The organism is Pseudomonas lalkuanensis (assembly GCF_008807375.1).
Classification (GTDB): Bacteria; Pseudomonadota; Gammaproteobacteria; order Pseudomonadales; family Pseudomonadaceae; genus Metapseudomonas; species Metapseudomonas lalkuanensis.
Genome location: NZ_CP043311.1, coordinates 2,781,742 through 2,797,818, shown reverse-complemented (window position 1 = coordinate 2,797,818; position 16,077 = coordinate 2,781,742). Strand labels below are relative to the sequence as shown.

Annotated in this window: 15 protein-coding genes; 4 read left to right on the top strand and 11 right to left on the bottom strand. The window is 64.7% G+C overall.

The genetic code is table 11. The features are described from left to right. Positions 1-106: 106 nt before the first annotated feature. Positions 107-853 (bottom strand): SDR family NAD(P)-dependent oxidoreductase, encoded by a 747-nt coding sequence (locus FXN65_RS13000; RefSeq protein ID WP_151133603.1) that lies wholly within the window; start codon positions 851-853, stop codon positions 107-109. A 390-nt stretch (positions 854-1,243) separates the two neighbouring features. On the opposite strand from FXN65_RS13000, the gene FXN65_RS12995 reads away from it, so the two are divergent. The 3 genes from FXN65_RS12995 to FXN65_RS12985 all read left to right on the top strand — a co-directional run bounded on the left by FXN65_RS12995 (position 1,244) and on the right by FXN65_RS12985 (position 6,081). After that, positions 1,244-3,877 (top strand): LuxR C-terminal-related transcriptional regulator, encoded by a 2,634-nt coding sequence (locus FXN65_RS12995; RefSeq protein WP_244620727.1) that lies wholly within the window; start codon positions 1,244-1,246, stop codon positions 3,875-3,877. Positions 3,878-3,964: 87 nt separating this feature from the next. Continuing rightward, positions 3,965-4,546, top strand: coding sequence for a DUF2889 domain-containing protein (locus tag FXN65_RS12990; protein WP_151133601.1), 582 nt, complete (start codon positions 3,965-3,967; stop codon positions 4,544-4,546). Between the two features lie 200 nt (positions 4,547-4,746). Beyond that, entirely contained in the window at positions 4,747-6,081 is a 1,335-nt protein-coding gene (locus FXN65_RS12985; RefSeq protein ID WP_151133600.1) for an MFS transporter, read from the top strand. A gap of 115 nt (positions 6,082-6,196) precedes the next feature. Here the strand turns inward: FXN65_RS12985 and FXN65_RS12980 are convergent, their stop codons facing one another. The 10 genes from FXN65_RS12980 to FXN65_RS12940 all read right to left on the bottom strand — a co-directional run bounded on the left by FXN65_RS12980 (position 6,197) and on the right by FXN65_RS12940 (position 15,221). Further along, positions 6,197-7,126: an electron transfer flavoprotein subunit alpha/FixB family protein gene (locus tag FXN65_RS12980; protein ID WP_151133599.1), complete on the bottom strand. Its 930-nt coding sequence runs from the start codon at positions 7,124-7,126 to the stop codon at positions 6,197-6,199. Position 7,127: 1 nt separating this feature from the next. After that, the gene (locus FXN65_RS12975; protein ID WP_151133598.1) at positions 7,128-7,877 is read right to left on the bottom strand and encodes an electron transfer flavoprotein subunit beta/FixA family protein; all 750 of its coding nucleotides are present in this window, start codon (positions 7,875-7,877) and stop codon (positions 7,128-7,130) included. Positions 7,878-7,945: 68 nt separating this feature from the next. Next, positions 7,946-8,833, bottom strand: a complete 888-nt coding sequence (locus FXN65_RS12970) for an MBL fold metallo-hydrolase (protein ID WP_178119319.1) — start codon at positions 8,831-8,833, stop codon at positions 7,946-7,948. A 221-nt stretch (positions 8,834-9,054) separates the two neighbouring features. Then, positions 9,055-9,228, bottom strand: coding sequence for a hypothetical protein (locus tag FXN65_RS27885; protein WP_178119318.1), 174 nt, complete (start codon positions 9,226-9,228; stop codon positions 9,055-9,057). Between the two features lie 137 nt (positions 9,229-9,365). Continuing rightward, the gene (locus FXN65_RS12965) at positions 9,366-9,827 is read right to left on the bottom strand and encodes a PA2169 family four-helix-bundle protein (protein ID WP_151133596.1); all 462 of its coding nucleotides are present in this window, start codon (positions 9,825-9,827) and stop codon (positions 9,366-9,368) included. 138 nt (positions 9,828-9,965) lie between these two features. Then, positions 9,966-10,406: a potassium channel family protein gene (locus tag FXN65_RS12960; RefSeq protein ID WP_151133595.1), complete on the bottom strand. Its 441-nt coding sequence runs from the start codon at positions 10,404-10,406 to the stop codon at positions 9,966-9,968. A 12-nt stretch (positions 10,407-10,418) separates the two neighbouring features. Further along, positions 10,419-11,450: a DUF2955 domain-containing protein gene (locus tag FXN65_RS12955; protein WP_151133594.1), complete on the bottom strand. Its 1,032-nt coding sequence runs from the start codon at positions 11,448-11,450 to the stop codon at positions 10,419-10,421. Then, entirely contained in the window at positions 11,440-12,564 is a 1,125-nt protein-coding gene (locus FXN65_RS12950; RefSeq protein WP_151133593.1) for an HlyD family secretion protein, read from the bottom strand. Before FXN65_RS12950 ends, FXN65_RS12955 begins: the two co-directional genes overlap by 11 nt. Beyond that, positions 12,561-14,096: an efflux transporter outer membrane subunit gene (locus FXN65_RS12945; protein WP_151133592.1), complete on the bottom strand. Its 1,536-nt coding sequence runs from the start codon at positions 14,094-14,096 to the stop codon at positions 12,561-12,563. The genes FXN65_RS12950 and FXN65_RS12945 overlap by 4 nt, the downstream gene beginning before the upstream one ends. A 15-nt stretch (positions 14,097-14,111) precedes the next feature. Beyond that, positions 14,112-15,221, bottom strand: a complete 1,110-nt coding sequence (locus tag FXN65_RS12940) for an AI-2E family transporter (RefSeq protein WP_151133591.1) — start codon at positions 15,219-15,221, stop codon at positions 14,112-14,114. 499 nt (positions 15,222-15,720) lie between these two features. Here FXN65_RS12940 and FXN65_RS12935 point away from each other — a divergent pair, with 499 nt between their 5' ends. Continuing rightward, positions 15,721-16,065 (top strand): hypothetical protein, encoded by a 345-nt coding sequence (locus FXN65_RS12935; protein ID WP_151133590.1) that lies wholly within the window; start codon positions 15,721-15,723, stop codon positions 16,063-16,065. Positions 16,066-16,077 lie beyond the last annotated feature (12 nt).

Genomic DNA, 16,077 nt, shown 5'->3' with positions numbered 1-16,077 from the left:
GCTCGCTCCCACACAGAAACCGGGGCTCATTCGCTCGTCACCGCATTTGCAGGAGGGGTATCGCAAGCGCCACCCCTCCTGCGGTCCTGCACAAGAGGGCGCAGGATCAGCGCACCCCGCACTGGATATCCAGCGTCAGCGCGTTCAGGTAGGCGTTTTCCACCACGTGTTGCACGAGGGCGGCGAACTCCTCCGGCTTCCCCATGCGGCGGGGGAACAGCAGGCTGTTGACGATACCTTCGGACACCTTCGCCGGCATTCCCGCCGACATGCCGGATTCGAACAGGCCCGGCGCCAGGCTGACCACACGTATACCGTGCTCCGCCAGGTCGCGGGCAATCGGCAGGGTCATGCCGATGACGCCGGCCTTGCTCGCGCTGTACGCAGCCTGTCCCATCTGCCCCTCCCGCGCTGCACCGGAAGCGGTATTGATGATCACGCCTCGCTCGCCTGTTTCCTCGGGCTCGTTCGCAGTCATGGCAAGAGCGGCATGGCGGATTACATTGAAGGTGCCGGTGAGGTTGACCCCCAGCACACGGTTCCACAGCTCGGAGGGGAACAGCTGGCCCTTGGAGATCGTCTTGCACGGCCCGAGGATTCCCGCGCAGTTCACCGCGACATGGACTGCACCGAAGCGCTTGACCACCGTCTCGACGGCTGCCTCGACGCTGGTCTCGCTGGAAACATCGACGGCGATACCCAGGACGCCTTCACCCAGTGCGGCATCGAGCTTCGCTTGGTCCAGGTCGAAGCCCACCACCCTGGCACCGGCCGCCGACAGTGCATTGCAGGTGGCCAGGCCGAGGCCGGATGCTGCTCCAGTAACGATGGCCACCTTGTTATCCAGTTTCATGATGATTCCTTGGTTGTCGTTCAGTGAAGATACGACCCAATCTTAGGAAAGAAGCCAAGTCGCTCGTCCCTCCCTTTCAGGCGGGGGAACAGGGCCCGATAGGGCATCGTTTCATCGGATACCGCACCCGATGACGGAATGAAGGTGAAAATGGGTACGACAGTACCTTCTTGACGAGGTTCGGTCGGTTAGCTAGCGTCGCCGACCACGCCAGTAGTTGGGGAGTGGAAAGTTCTGGAGCGCATTCGCAGAATTGGCGAATCGGGGTCGAGACTCTTTCCATGCCATCCTTCTAAAGGCCTGAAGTCTGGGGATAAGAAGTTGACAACAAATCGCGCCAAACACTTGGTTTCGACCAAGTTTTCGCCACCCCGCATCGGTACCCGGCATGTGCCCCGCACCAATCTGCTGGCACAACTGGACCGAATGCATCACTGTCGCCTCGCGCTCATCACCGGCGCAGCGGGCTACGGCAAGACCACCCTGCTGGCCCAATGGCGCCAAGCGCGGCTGAAGGCGGGCGCGGAAGTTGCCTGGGTATCGCTGACGGCAGACGACAAGGGCTATGCGTCCTTCTGCATCGCGCTGCTGGAGGGACTCCGGCGCCTGGGCATCGACGTCGGCGTCGACCTGTTGCGGGACGAGAGCGCTGTCAATGTCATGGACGCCACCGTCGCCGCCATCGTCGACGCCGGAGCGAAGCTCACCAAGGAGCTTTACCTGATCCTCGACGACTACCACTACGTGGAAGTTCCCCTGGCCCACAAGCTGATCCAGAAGCTGCTCGACCACGGCTCCGACAACCTGCACCTGGTGCTCGCCTCGCGGGTCACTCCGCCGCTGAGCCTGACGCGGCTGCGGGTGATGGACCAGGTCGCCGAGATCGAGAGCGTCGACCTGCCCTTCGACCTGGCCGAGACGCGCATGTTCGTCGAGGAAAACCTCGGCGCCGGAAAGATCAACGCTGATGATCTGGGCCTGATCCACGAGTTGACCAGTGGTTGGCCTTCCTGCCTGCAACTGATCGTCATCATGCTGAAGAACCGCCCCGACACCCGTGCAATCCTGCATGACCTGGTCTGGCGTTCCAGTGACCTGCAGACGTACCTGAGCGAAGAAGTGGTGGCCCATTTACCGACGGAAATGGTGGAGTTCACTGAAGCCTTGTCGATCTTTCGCCGCTTCAGCGCCTCCATGGCCACTGCCGTGACTGGCAATGCCCAGGCCGACGAACTGATAAAGCGCATGGAAGACGAAAACCTGCTGATCTATCGGGTCGACACCGACGACCGTCTGGCCTGGTATCGTTTCCATCCGCTGTTCGGCGAGTTCCTCACGACGCGGCTCGAACGCCGCGGCAGCGAACAGGTGCAGGAACTGCACCGCAAGGGCGCGCGCTGGTTCGCAGCGCACAACTACCTGACCGAGGCCGTGCGCCATGCCAGTCGGGGCAACGACATCGACTTCGCTACCCAGGTGATCGAACAGTCCGCCCCTGCCACCTGGAGCCTCGACTACCTGGCGCCCACCTTGCGCCTGCTTGAGCGCCTGCCGGAAGACGAACTGTTCCGTCATCAGCGCCTCCTGTTTCTTGCGTGCCTCACCGTCTCGCTCACGTCCCAGCCAGGACGGGCGAAAGCCTGGCTGAACCACTTGAAGGACAGCGACATACAGACCCATCCCGAGCTGGCCAACGGCGTGTTGCTCGTGCGTGCAGCCATCGCCGTACAGGACGACGACTCCGATCGCGCCGTACAGTTGCTGGAGCCGGTTCGCGACGCGCCGATGGAGAACCCGTTCCTGCGCTACATGCTGCTGGCCACACTGACAGTGACCTACTCCATGGCCGGTCGCTACGCCGATGCCCGACGCCTGTTCGACATTCATCCGATCCCACTCGAAGACCGTGGCAACGACATGGCAATGGTGGCGGAGTCGGCCGGGGTGACGGCCCATATGCTCGCCGGTGACGTGCGTGAAGCCGAGCGGCTGGGCTCGGAACTGCTCGAACGCTCCACCCGCGAGCACGGCCACCGATCCATCTGCGCCAACCTGTGTGCCAGCCTCCTCTCGGATGCATTCTACGAACTGGACCGCATCGACGACGCCCGCGAGCTGATCGCCAACCGTTTCGGCCTGCTGCATTCGTCGGTTCCGGACGTGATCGTGCGGACCAACATGAGCCGCGCCCGGCTTGACCTGCTGCAGAAAGGCCCGGATGCCGCATTGGCATTCCTGCAACAGCAGATCGCCCATTTGCGTTGCTTGGGTCAGATCCGGCCGGTGGCCCACCTGCTTGCCGAACAACTCCGCGTACAACTGCTCAAGGGCAACCGCAGTCTTGCCAGCGAACTGCTGGTGACGCTCGAGGAGTTGGCGCAGCGCCACAGCACGGTACAAGGTGCACGCGCCGAGCTGCCGGCGCTGGCCGCGCTGGCCCGCGCGCGGATGTTGCGTAGCGAAGACTCGGAGCTCACCTTGAAGGCGCTGCAGGAGGTCCATGACTTTGCCGCGCGTTTCAACCGTGGGCGCCTGGGGATACTCGCCGACCTGCTGTCCGCCGATGCCCTGGAAGACCTGAAACGCCACGACGAGTCCCTCGAGATCCTCACGCGGACCCTCGAGACCGCACGGCGATTCGGCCTGGTCCGCACTCTGCTGGACGAAGGCGCCATGACCGAGAGACTGTTGGTTGGGCTGTCCCGGAAAGCGGATCTTCCCCCTCCCCTCCGCGAATATGTGGAGGAACTGCTCGGCAAACTCACCGACCCCTTCTCGGCGAATGCCACGACGCCCCGTCCACGACGCATGTCAGTGCCCGAACAGCAGCCGGTGTTGACACCACGGGAACTGGAAATCCTCGCCCTGGTTGCCCAGGCCATGTCCAGTAAACGCATCGCCCATACACTGGACATCACCTTGGAAACGGTGAAATGGAACCTGCGCAATATCTTCGCCAAGCTGGGAGTTTCCAGCCGATATGACGCGATGGTCTGGGCACGCAACCACAAGCTGATCGACTGAAGCCGCCCCCTCCCGATCTGGGAGGCGGCCACCTGGCGGTTCTTGCCGTAACCTGCGAGTCAGGACACGCAGCACGGGACACCTGCCATGAGCCAGCCACGCACGCTTCTCCATACCCGCCACGTCACCTGCACCGCCTACCTGCGGGAAGACGGCCTGCTGGACGTGGAGGGCGAGATGCGTGACATCACCCCGGTGGACACCGACTTGCTGTTCCGGGTCGCTGCCGCCGGCGGCGATATCCACCACATGCATATGACCATGACTCTGGATCGAGATCTGGTGATCCAGCATGTGCTGGCACGGACCCACGCCGGTCCCACGCCCTACTGCCAGGAGATCGAGTCCGCTTATGGCGCCCTGGAAGGGTTAAAGATCGCCCCTGGCTTTCTGCCGAAGGTGAAAGCCAGGGTGGGCGGCATACGCGGCTGCACTCACCTGACCGAACTCCTTGGCCCTATGGCCACCACCGCCTACCAGGCGCGCTTCGCACTGATGCGAAAGCACAACCACCTGCGTCAGCGGCTGGCCGGTGGCCAACCCCTGCCCCGCCCCGCACTGGTCGACAGTTGCCATACCTATCGGCTCGATGGTGAAGCCATCCAGCTCATCTGGCCGGAAGACCGTCGGCAAGGCAGCGACCACGCTGTGTCGTCCAAGGACGATTAGGGCGCCCCCCCCCCCCCGCCCCGAAACCGGAAAGGCCTTTCCCCGGGACACTCCACCTCAGCTATTTTTCATTTGAATTCAATGAATTGACCCGTACCGGGAACACGGAACATCCAGCCGGGAGCCTCCCCCTATACTCGCCCGAACGGCCTGCGTGGCCTTATCACAACAACAATCAGGCGACCGTGCAGGAGCGCTTCATGAGCGATGCCATCCAGTCCTTTCCAGCCTCACCCACTGCCTCTCCACTTGAACTCAAAGGTCTCTACAGCAAGGTCATCTGGCGACTGATGCCCTTCCTGATGCTCGCCTACATGATCAACGCCATCGACCGGCTGAACCTGTCGTTCGCCAAGTTGCGCATGGCCGATGACATCGCCCTGACCGATGCCGCCTATGGCCTCGGCGCCGGGATTTTCTACCTCGGCTACATCCTCTTCGAGGTGCCCAGCAACCTCTACCTGCAACGGATCGGTGCCCGCGCCACGCTGACGCGGATCATGGTGCTCTGGGGGCTGGTAACCATCGGCACCGCCTTCGTCACCACCGCCAACCAGTTGATCGTCGCGCGTTTTCTCCTGGGTGTGGCCGAAGCGGGGTTCTTCCCGGGCGTGATTCTCTATCTCACCTACTGGTTCCCGGCCGCCATGCGCGGGCGCATCACTGCTGCCTTCATCATGGCCGGCATGGTCGCCGGCATCATCTGTGGTCCACTGTCCGGCACCATCATGGCTCACTTGCACGGCTGGGCCGGCCTGCACGACTGGCAGATGTTGTTTATCCTCACCGGCATACCCGCTGTGGCCCTGGGCCTGTTCGGCTGGTTCTGGCTGACCGATCGGCCGGAACAGGCGAGATGGCTGAGCGATTCGCAGAAACGGCAGATCCTCGCCGCCTTGGCCAGCGAAAAGCCAAGCATCGCGCATAGCCACTTCGGTGGCGTACTGCGCGACCCACGGCTGTACATCGCGGGATTGGTGTTCTTCTGCATCTACAGCGGCTTCAATACCGTGTCCTACTGGATGCCGACGCTTATCCGCAGCTTCGGCCTGGAAGACCTCCAGGTCATAGGGCTGGTCAATAGCCTGCCGTTCATCGGCGGCCTTTGCGGCATGTACCTGGTCGGGCGTAGTTCGGACCGTCACATGGAGCGTCGCTGGCACTTGGGTGTGACCATGCTTCTGGCGGCTACCTGCTTCGTGATGCTTGGCTTCGTCCAGGGCCATGCCCTCCTCTCGCTGGGGTTGCTGACCCTCGGCGCGGCGGCGGCTCTATCGGCAGTCCCGCTGTTCTGGACCATCCCACCCGCGCTGCTCAGCCCTGCCGGCGCGGCTGGGGGCATTGCCATCATCAGCAGCATTGGAGGCATTGCCGGGATCATCAGTCAGGCCATGGTCGGCGCCATCAAGACCGCTACCGGCGACCTCTACCTTGCCTTCGACCTGATGGCCGCCATGCTGGTAATCGGCGCGCTACTGCTGTTGATCGGCATTCCCGCCGACCGCCTGCGGGAGCGCCATCACGGATCGCAATGATCGCTGGAGCGCCAGGACCAGGCTGCTGCGACCCGGCCTGATCGCGTCGCGCCCAGGCACTCCTCAGCAACAGAAAGCCCGCTCGGAGAGCGGGCTTTTTCGTTGCTGGTAAGTCTCAGAGCAGGCGTTCGATTTCCGGCACCGCCTCGAACAGGTCAGCCACCAGGCCGTAATCCGCCACCTGGAAGATCGGCGCCTCTTCGTCCTTGTTGATCGCGACGATGACCTTGGAGTCCTTCATGCCGGCCAGGTGCTGGATGGCACCGGAGATGCCCACGGCGATGTACAGCTGCGGGGCGACGATCTTGCCGGTCTGGCCGACCTGCATGTCGTTCGGCACGAAGCCGGCGTCGACCGCGGCACGGGACGCGCCGACAGCCGCGCCCAGCTTGTCGGCCAGGGCGTACAGGTGCTTGAAGTTGTCGCCGTTCTGCATGCCACGGCCGCCGGAGACGACGATCTTGGCTGCGGTCAGTTCCGGACGGTCGGACTTGGCCAGCGCTTCGCCCACGAAGGCGGAGGTGCCGGCGTCGGATACGGTGCCCACGGTCTCCACGGCAGCGGAACCGCCTTCAGCGGCAGCGGCGTCGAAACCGGTGGTGCGCACGGTGATCACCTTAACGGCAGCCGAGGACTGCACGGTGGCGATGGCGTTGCCGGCGTAGATCGGACGCTTGAAGGTGTCGGCGCTTTCCACGGCGATGATCTCGGAGATCTGGTCGACGTCCAGCAGCGCAGCCACGCGCGGCAGGAAGTTCTTGCCGTTGGTGGTGGCCGGGGCCAGCACGTGACTGAAGTCGCGGGCGACGGAGGCCACCAGCGGCGCGATATTCTCAGGCAGCTGGTAGGCGTAGGCCGCATGGTCAGCGACCAGCACCTTGGCCACGCCCGCGATCTTGGCAGCGGCTTCGGCCACGGCCCCCACGCCCTGCCCCGCCACCAGGATGACTACCTCGCCACCGATCTGCTGCGCGGCGGTCACGGTGTTGAGGGTGGCGGCCGCCAGCGCGGCATTGGAGTGTTCAGCGATTACCAGGACAGCCATCTCAGATCACCTTCGCTTCGTTCTTCAGTTTCTCGACCAGCTCGGCCACGGACTTGACCTTGATACCGGCCTGGCGGGCGGCCGGTGCTTCGACTTTCAGGGTCTTCACGGTGGAAACGGTGGCGACACCCAGGGCGTCCGGGGTGACCACGTCCAGCGGTTTCTTCTTGGCCTTCATGATGTTCGGCAGCGACGCGTAGCGAGGCTCGTTCAGGCGCAGGTCGGTGGTGACGATCGCCGGCAGGTTCAGCGCAACGGTCTGCAGACCGCCGTCGATTTCACGGGTGACCTTGACCTTGTCGCCCGCCAGCTCGACCTTGGAGGCGAAGGTGCCCTGGGCATAGCCGGTCAGGGCGCCGAGCATCTGGCCGGTCTGGTTGTTGTCGCTATCGATGGCTTGCTTGCCGAGGATGAGCAGTTGCGGCTGCTCCTGGTCGACCACAGCCTTCAGCAGCTTGGCGACGGCCAGGGCGTTCAGCTCATCCAAGGACTCGACCAGGATGCCGCGATCAGCGCCCAGGGCCAGGGCAGTACGCAACTGCTCCTGGGCACCACTGCTACCCACGGTCACCACCACCACTTCCGTGGCGATGCCTTGTTCCTTCAGGCGCACGGCCTCTTCCACGGCAATCTCGCAGAAGGGGTTCAAGGCCATTTTCACGTTGGCGAGGTCGACGCCGGAATTGTCCGCCTTGACGCGGACCTTGACGTTGAAGTCGACCACGCGTTTTACCGCGACCAGTACTTTCATCCAGGGCTCCTGTTGCACGGGACGTAGCGTCCCCGTTCCCCTCGAAAGGGGCGGTTTTCAGTGGGTAATCAACTATCCAGCCGATGCAGGTCGGCGTGATGGTCGAAGGGTTGGTAGCGCGACTGCCGGTCGCGCATGACCTTGATCATCGCGACCCCGGGGTCGCGGGGCAGGAACAGGCGCCCGCCATTGGCCACCAGGTGGTCCAGCAGGCGCTCCTTTTCGTCGATCAGGCATTCCGGATTGCGATCGAAGGCGGTGGTCAGGTCGAGCCTGAGCCAGTGCACCGCCGGCACCAGGTCGCCGGCGAAGACGATGGGGCCACCGGGCATGTCGATCTCCGGCAGCAACTGGCCGGGCGTGTAGCCATCGCTGACGTGGAAGCGCCAGCCGTCCAGCAGGTCGCAGCTCGTTTCGTCCAGCAGCCTAAGGCGGCCGCTGCTCTCCAGTTGGCGAACGATCTGCGGCACGAACAGCGCGCGATCACGGGGATGCGGATGCCGGGCGCGCAGCCAGTGGCGCCGCCCGGTCAGGTAGCGCGCCACCGGAAACAGCAGCCTGGGGGCATTGCCCTCGCGCACCGCCTCTTCCACATCGTGCGGGAGCACCGCGTGCAAGTGGGTCAGAACCACGGCATGGATCTGCCCCTCGCCCAGGCCATGACGAGCGAGGCTGTCCAGCAGGCCCTGTGCCTGAGGCTGGCAACGACAGGTGCGCGGCGGCGGCGCCAGGAGCGCATCGGTCCCGGCCATGACCAGGATGTTCAGGCCTTCCTGCTGCACCAGCAGCGCACGACTGGCCATTTCGACCTGATTGTCGTAGTCCGGGCTCATCCACTCGACCCAGGCGCGCCGCGGCATACTGCCGAACACAGCACCACCATCGAGCTTGCGGCTTCTGCCGGTTAACGTGGAAAGACTGCGGTTCACAACACTCACCCCTCTGAACAGACCCATGACTCGACGGAGCCTTGGGCACTGACAGCCTATTCAGGAAGCGAACGTCTTTTCCCACCCCCAATGGGGTGGGAAATGGATAAGCGATGGGAGGTCGAGGGCCGATTCGGGTCAGGCTGCACGTTGGGCTTCGCGTAACCCGGCGAACCCGAAAGGATGATCGGAGTGAAGGCGGAGCCCTGATTGGCGTCGGCCTCCCCTGTTTGCCGGCAAAGTCTTGATCAGGGGCCCTTCTCATCGGGTTGCGTCGCGCTCGCGCGCATCCAGCCAATGTGCAGCTGGCGAGGCGCGGCGCTTCTGCGCTCGAACCTGTTGCGGCGGCGCGCCGCCAGTGATGTCACGACCCTCACGCCAAAACGCTTGGCAGGCACCCAGCCATCGACAGGATCGCTCATGAGCAACCTCCTCACGTTGTCGTTCCCGTTATGGTCGACACGCTGGTGTTGGCAATGATTCAGGCTTTCTGCCAACCGGCTCGGCGTGGCCCGCATGAGCCACACCGATGCTGGAGATCAGCCAGCCGGTACTGTCGTCAGCCGGTGCGCACGGTGTTGCGCATGGCCCGGATCTCCTGGTGATTACGCAGGACGCCTTCGTACTGGCGCTGGACCATGGAGCGGATCTCGGCTGGCAACGGCTGATGCAGGGCCTCGGCGTAATGCTTTTCTGCCAGGGTTTCGTCGCGCTCGGCCTCTTCCAGGATGCGCTGCTCGTCCTTGCCGGAAACCAGCGTTTTAAGGTCGACCCAGCGGCGATGGAGTTCGCCGCTGACGCTGGCGCTGTGCCCCGGCTTGCCGCCGAGTTCCACCACTGAACGCTGCAATTCGGTGGCTGCGTTGCCGCACTCCTGTGAACGGGTCGTGAACCATTCCTGCAGGTCCGGCCGCTGGACGTCCGCGGCACAGGCCTTGAAGTCGGCTTCGCCGTCCTTGCAGGTCTCGATCAGCGTATTGAGGGTGCGGATGATGTCTTCACGATCGTCTGGGTTGTGCATGGCGCTTGCTCCCGGCCTGGCGCCGACGATGCCGCGCCAAGCCAACAGGTGGCTGAAAGGCCCGCGCGGGGCCTACCCAGATTCCGACGCCCCACCGGGGCGATTCGTTCAGACTTTTTTGGATGCAAGCGCCCTGCCCTAACCCTGATGCCGCTGCTCGAACGCGCGCTTGAGCACATCGGTGACGATGGCCGTCATCACCGCCGTCGACACGCCGAACATCAGAATGCCGTTGGCAGCCTCCAGCGGACCCAGCAGCCGCCACTCCGCGCTCATGACCATGTCGCCGTAGCCCAGCGTGGCGAAGTTCACCCCTGAGTGATAGACCGCCGTGGCGAAGTCATCGAACTCGCCCAGCGCCAGGAACAGCGCACCCCAGACACTCATCTGCACGAAGTTGCCCAGCAGCATGACCAGCATGACCAGCGAGAGCAGCAGCGTGTTGTGCCAGATGGATTCACGCCCTGTCCTGCGTCGCATGTGGCGAATATAGGGCCGCAGCCCGTACGCCACGAATATCGCCTGCAACACCAGGCAGAGCACCATCACCGGAATTCCCACCAGCAGATCGAAAAACATTGGAACCCCCTCTCAAAGGATTTCGCGGCGCTGCCGGTGGAACCGCCGGCGGTCGATCAGATAGACCGCCGCGCAGGCGTACAGGGTGACGGCGATGAACAGCGCCATGCGCACCGCGAAGGCGGTGTAGACGTCCTGGCCGGACTCGCTGTCCTGCACCGACTGGCCCAACAGGATGATCAGGGTCACCAGGGTGTTCATCCAGAAGCCTGGCGTCTGCCGCGTCGCCGCCAGGGCGTAGAGCCGGCGGCCCAACACCAGGGCGAACAGCAACATCCAGAGAAAGAACATCCACAGGTGCGGGAACAGGCTCAGGGCGCTCCAGAACAGCATCGCCAGCAGGCCACCGAGCAGTGTCGAACCCAGCAGCTCGCGGCCGGCGTTGCGGGCCGAGGTGCCACAGACCTGTTGGCCAAGGCTGACCGACTTCATGATCAGTGGCATGTAGCTGCTCGGGTCGATCAGCGCCAGAAGAAAGGCCGGCAGCACCACCAGCGCGGCGCGCAGGGCTATCCAGGCGGACTCGCTGGCGTCCAGCACCGGGCGGGGTCGCGCTGCCGGGGCATCGGCGGGCTCCGGGAACAAGGCGTGGCTGACCAGGGACACCAGCACGGCCAGCAGCATGCCCTTGGCGAGCGCCTCGATCACCGTGACTGCCAGGGGAAAAAGATAGGTGCCAGCGGCCGAGATCATCGTCAGGCCAACCACGAGGAACTGCGTCACCAGCGGATTGCCGCCGCGCAGGCCGTGGCGGAAGCACAGGAACAGGCACAGGCCCACCAGCAGCACGCCAGCGGGTGGCGCGTGTTGCAGCAGCGGAATCATCAGCAGGCCGGTGCCGGTGGTGAGCATGATTACCAGGGCCAGCGCCGGGGCGGCCTTCAGGGGCAACGGGCGGTTGTTCGTCACCAGCAGCAGGAGCACGAAGATCGGCGCCAGGAAGGGAATCGGCAAGGCCATGCCGAAGCTCACCGCCAGGGCCAGGGCTACGCCGCTGGCCAGGCGCAAGGCGCGCCGGCCGCGCGGTTCGTGCTCAGTAGGCATAGGACAGCCAGCTCATCAGGCGGATGAACAAGCGCCCCAGGGGATTGAGCGGATTGCCCTCGACGGGAAAGGCCATGACCTCCGCCTGGCCGCCAACGCGCAGGCCACGCAGTTGATCCAGCTCGCCGGGCGCGAATTCCACGATGACCGGGAAGCGTTGCGCCGGTCGCAGCCAGTCGCGACTGTTCTCCACTGTCGGCAAGGTGCCGGGCGCCGGCGCCTGGCCGACGCTGACGCCGTAACCGACGCTGCGCACCCGCCCTTCGAACACCCTCCCCGGAAACGCATCCAGGACGATGGCCACCGGGCTGCCCGCCTCGACGTGCCCCAAATTGTTCTCGGTCATCTCGGCGCTCAGCCAGAGGTCGTGAATGGCGATCAGGGTCATCACCGGACTGCCCGCGCCGACGTACTGGCCGACATCCGTGCGCAGGTCGGTGATCAGACCGGCGGAACGCGCCTTCACTCGCGTGTTGGCCTCGTCGAGCTGGGCCTTTTCCAGCGCGGTGGCGGCGCTGCGCAACTGCGCGTTCTCCTCCTCGCTGCCGCCCTGCTGCTCCCGCGCCCGCTGCACTTCGGCGCGCGCCGCGACGACCTGGCTGGTGGACTGCTCCAGGGTCGCGCGCGCCACTTCCAGGCGGCGCACGGAGATGGTGCCCGAGTCCTCCCGGTAGAGCCGTTCGAGGCGGTCGCTGTCCTGGCGGGCCTTGACTTCGTTGGCCTGGGCGGCCCGCAGCGAGGCCAGCGCCGAGTCGATGGCGGCGGTACTGGCACCGATCTGCCGACGCATGGTTTCCAGGTCGGCGCGAGCGCGATCGGCAGCGATGCGGTACTGCTCCGGGTCCAGCTCGAAGAGTACGGCGCCCGCCTCCACGTCCTGGTTGTTGCGCACGTTCACCTTGGTAACCCGTCCCGCGACCTCCGCCGCCACGGGAACCACGAATGCCTGCACACGGGCCTGCTGCGTATAGGGGGTGAAGCGGTCCGCCAGCAGGTACCAGACCAGCGTCAGGATGATGACCAGCGCCACCCAGCGCGTTCCCTTCGCCGCCGCATCGGGCTTGCCGGTGGGCTCGGGCTGGCTCGGTGCCCCGGCCTGCGATTGCTCGCTCATTCTCGTTCACCTTGTTCGCTATCTGTGACCGGCCGGGCCGGAGGCGGCTCGTCCAGCAGGTCGTCCCAGTCGGTACGTTGTTGCATCTGCTTGCGGGTAACGTCGTCGATCATCGGGCCGTCCCGGTACCAGCCGCCGCCGAGGGCCTTGTACAGGCCGATCAGGTTGCTCACGGCATCGCTGCGGCTGAGCAGGTAGTTCTCCTGCTGCTGGAACAGCTCGCGCTGGGCATCCAGCACCCGCTGAAAGTCGGCGAAGCCCTCGCGGTACTGGGCATTGGCCAGCTCCAGGGAGCGCAGTGCGGCCAGGGCGCTCTCGCGGCGGATGCTCTCGCTGTCCAGCGCCTTGGACAGACCGGTGGCGGCGTCGTCGGCCTCCCGTGCCGCCTGGCGTACTCGATCGCGGTAGGCCTCGATCAGTTGCTGCAGGCGTGCGTCCTGCACCCGCACATCGTTCTTGATCCGGCCGTGGTCGAAGACATTCCAGGCAATGCTGGGGCCGGCGACCAGGTCCAGGCTGTCCGGCACCCCGTCCAGGGTCGAGGCGCTCCAGGCGATGCTGCCCAGCAGGGTCACCGAGGGGTAAAGGTCGGTTTCGGCAACGCCGATCAACGCCGACTGGGCGGCCACCGCCAGCTCGGCGGCACGTACATCCGGGCGGCGCAGCAGCAGGTTGGCCGGCACGTCCTGCAGGACTGCGCGGTCCAGCAGCGGCACCTGCCCTTCCCCGCCCACCAGTTCGGGCAGTGGTCCGGGCGGGCGGCCGATCAGCACGGCCAGGGTGTTGCGCGTCCGCTGGAGCTGGGCTTCGAGGTCCGGAATGGTCGCCAGGGTGCCCAGGTACTGGGTCTTGGCCTGCTGGAAGTCCAGTTCCGAGCTGTCGCCGCTGCGGAACAGGCGTTCGGTGATCTCGAAGCTGCGCTTCTGCCGCTCGGCGTTCTCCTTGGCGATGCCCAGGCGGGCTTCGAAGGTGCGCATGACGAAATAGGTATCCGCCACCTGGGCACGCAGGAGCACCAATACGTCCTCGTAGTTGGCGCGGGCGGCGAAGTAGGCGGCGTCGGCCGATTCGATGGCGCGGCTGAATCGGCCCCAGAAGTCCAGTTCCCAGGCGATATCGAACCCCGCGCTGTACTGCCAGGAGTGGGTGTCGCGGGGGTTCTGGCCACCGGACTGGTCCCGGTCCAGGTAAAGGCTGTCGGCGCTGGCCTGCTGGAACTGCGGATAACGGCCACTCACGGCGATGCCCAACTGTGCGCGGGCCTCCATCACACGAAGGCCGGCGATTTCCAGGTTGGGGTTATGGGCGTCCGCCTCGGCGATCAGCGCATCGAGTATGGGATCCTCGAACACCTGCCACCACTGGACGAAGTCCGGCTGCGGACGATTGAGGCCGACCTGCTCCATCGCCGGGCTGTTCCAGTGCTCCACCCAGGGCTCGCGCGGAGACTGGAAGTCGGGGCCCAGGCGCACGCAGCCGCCAAGGCCCAGGGCACCCAGCAGCAGAAGGCGCAGGCAGGATGGATGAGCCATGCTGCCCGATCCAGGTCAGGCCGCTCGCTCCTCTTCCTCCGCGTCTTCCTGTGCCTTGGGCTGGTCCTCCACCCAGTGCCAGAACAGCATGTAGCCCACCGCCAGGATCACCGGTCCGATGAACAGCCCGATGATGCCGCCGGTAACCATGCCGCCCAGGGCGCCGATCAGCACCACCGGCATCGGAACGTTCACGCCACGGCCCAGCAGCAGCGGCTTGAGGATGTTGTCGGACATGCCGGCGACGAAGCTGTAGACGGCGAACACGATGGTGCCGAGGGTGGCCCCCTCGGTGGCGAAGACGAAGATGATCGCCGGGATCGTGATCAGCACCACCGGCAACTGCATGATGCCCAGCAGCAGGACCATCAGCGCCAGCAGGCCGGCGCCCGGAATGCCCATGAGCACGAAACCCAGCCCCACCAGCAGCATCTGGATGAAGGCGATGCCCACCACGCCCTGGGCTACGGCACGGATGGTAGCGGTACACAGCTGGGCGATCTGCGGCCCACGGTCCGGACCGGAAATCCGCGAGGCTATCTGCACGGCGCTGCGATGGCCGTTCTCGCCAAAGGCCATGAAGATGCCGCCCACGATCAGCGCCGCGATGAACAGCAGGAAGCCCGCACCAACGCCGGCCAGCTTGCCGAACAGGCCCAGGCCGAAACCGCGCAGGTGCGGCAGCAGTTGCTTGATCAGGCTGGTCAGGTCGCTGGAAGCGCGCTGCCAGAAGTCGAACAGCGGCTGGCCGATCAGCGGCCAGCTGGCAACGGATTCATTGGGCGCCGGCACATGCAGCTCGCCACTCTTGATCAGCTCGATGGCTGCCTGCACCGACTCGGCCATGGATGCCGCCAGCAGGTAGATGGGGACCATCATCAGGACCAGCGAGACGACCACTATCAGCGTGGCCACATGTCCGTCACGCAGGCCCAGTCGGGACCTGATGTTCAGATGCAACGGATAGAAGGTGACGCCCAGGATCATTGCCCAGAGCATCAGGTTCAGAAAAGGACGGAACACCTCGTAACAGGAAATGGCGAGGATCGCCACCAGCCCCGCTCGAATGAGCACATCCATCAATCCGCGGGACAGGATCCTTTCTGAAACGGCATTCGGCAGCATTTGACTCTCCTTCTGCTGTGGCATTCGAGCGAGAACAGCCGGACTTGGCGGCGATCCAGTGGGCAAGGGGCGGAGATCCTCGTGCCGCGCCGGCGCTGATCCAAATCATTTCTTTCCAATGACCATCATTTCTGCCGGGATTCCGGCCTCGACATCCCTTTCGGGTCATGCGCTGCAGCGTCGACCTTCAACTGCCAATACGGCTGAATTCCAGCATAGTCGCTGCGCGGGAACTGGCAGGCTCTACACCCTTATCCTTCAGTTTGACCGGGCGCCGAGGCGGGTTCTGGAACAGGTTTCATCGGCCAGGGCCTTGAGTACGGCAGTTGGGGTCAGGAGATTCGCCATGATGCCTCTTCGAGGGATAAGGCAAAGAACCTGCGGGAACTCGCTTATATGGATTTCCGCATCCAAAGCACCATCTCCGCAGCGAGGCCCGGCAAAATTCTCCTGCATGGGCAATTGCGACGCCCGCCGACCGCGAACTAAACTCCGCCGCATGAAACGGTGCCTTCGCGTTTTCTTCATCTTCCTGATCAGCCTGTCGCTTCCCTTGACCGGGATGGCGGGCATCGAAGCGCCCACCGAGCCCTGCCCCATGCAGGCCGGCGGCATGGGCCACATGGCCGGCATGGATGAGGACTGCTGCCACGACATGGGCAAGATGGCCGAGCACGGCAAGAAGGCCTGCAAGACCGGCCAGGAATGCAAGACCGGCAGCATGCTCCAGGTTTCCGCGCTGAAACCGCCCGTCACCCTCAACGGACCGGTTCTGGCCCTCGCCCCTTCCCATGCGGTTCCCGATCGCTCGCCTGCCGACCTCTGGCGACCTCCCACCCTGTGATTCCTGTCCCGA

What these genes read in the sequence shown, in the direction of transcription:
- FXN65_RS13000 (WP_151133603.1), bottom strand. Translation starts at nt 853, where the DNA reads ATGAAACTGGATAACAAGGTGGCCATCGTTACTGGAGCAGCATCCGGC.
- FXN65_RS12990 (WP_151133601.1), top strand. Translation starts at nt 3,965, where the DNA reads ATGAGCCAGCCACGCACGCTTCTCCATACCCGCCACGTCACCTGCACC.
- FXN65_RS12985 (WP_151133600.1), top strand. Translation starts at nt 4,747, where the DNA reads ATGAGCGATGCCATCCAGTCCTTTCCAGCCTCACCCACTGCCTCTCCA.
- FXN65_RS12980 (WP_151133599.1), bottom strand. Translation starts at nt 7,126, where the DNA reads ATGGCTGTCCTGGTAATCGCTGAACACTCCAATGCCGCGCTGGCGGCC.
- FXN65_RS12975 (WP_151133598.1), bottom strand. Translation starts at nt 7,877, where the DNA reads ATGAAAGTACTGGTCGCGGTAAAACGCGTGGTCGACTTCAACGTCAAG.
- FXN65_RS12970 (WP_178119319.1), bottom strand. Translation starts at nt 8,833, where the DNA reads ATGGGTCTGTTCAGAGGGGTGAGTGTTGTGAACCGCAGTCTTTCCACG.
- FXN65_RS27885 (WP_178119318.1), bottom strand. Translation starts at nt 9,228, where the DNA reads ATGAGCGATCCTGTCGATGGCTGGGTGCCTGCCAAGCGTTTTGGCGTG.
- FXN65_RS12965 (WP_151133596.1), bottom strand. Translation starts at nt 9,827, where the DNA reads ATGCACAACCCAGACGATCGTGAAGACATCATCCGCACCCTCAATACG.
- FXN65_RS12960 (WP_151133595.1), bottom strand. Translation starts at nt 10,406, where the DNA reads ATGTTTTTCGATCTGCTGGTGGGAATTCCGGTGATGGTGCTCTGCCTG.
- FXN65_RS12955 (WP_151133594.1), bottom strand. Translation starts at nt 11,450, where the DNA reads ATGCCTACTGAGCACGAACCGCGCGGCCGGCGCGCCTTGCGCCTGGCC.
- FXN65_RS12950 (WP_151133593.1), bottom strand. Translation starts at nt 12,564, where the DNA reads ATGAGCGAGCAATCGCAGGCCGGGGCACCGAGCCAGCCCGAGCCCACC.
- FXN65_RS12945 (WP_151133592.1), bottom strand. Translation starts at nt 14,096, where the DNA reads ATGGCTCATCCATCCTGCCTGCGCCTTCTGCTGCTGGGTGCCCTGGGC.
- FXN65_RS12940 (WP_151133591.1), bottom strand. Translation starts at nt 15,221, where the DNA reads ATGCTGCCGAATGCCGTTTCAGAAAGGATCCTGTCCCGCGGATTGATG.
- FXN65_RS12935 (WP_151133590.1), top strand. Translation starts at nt 15,721, where the DNA reads ATGAAACGGTGCCTTCGCGTTTTCTTCATCTTCCTGATCAGCCTGTCG.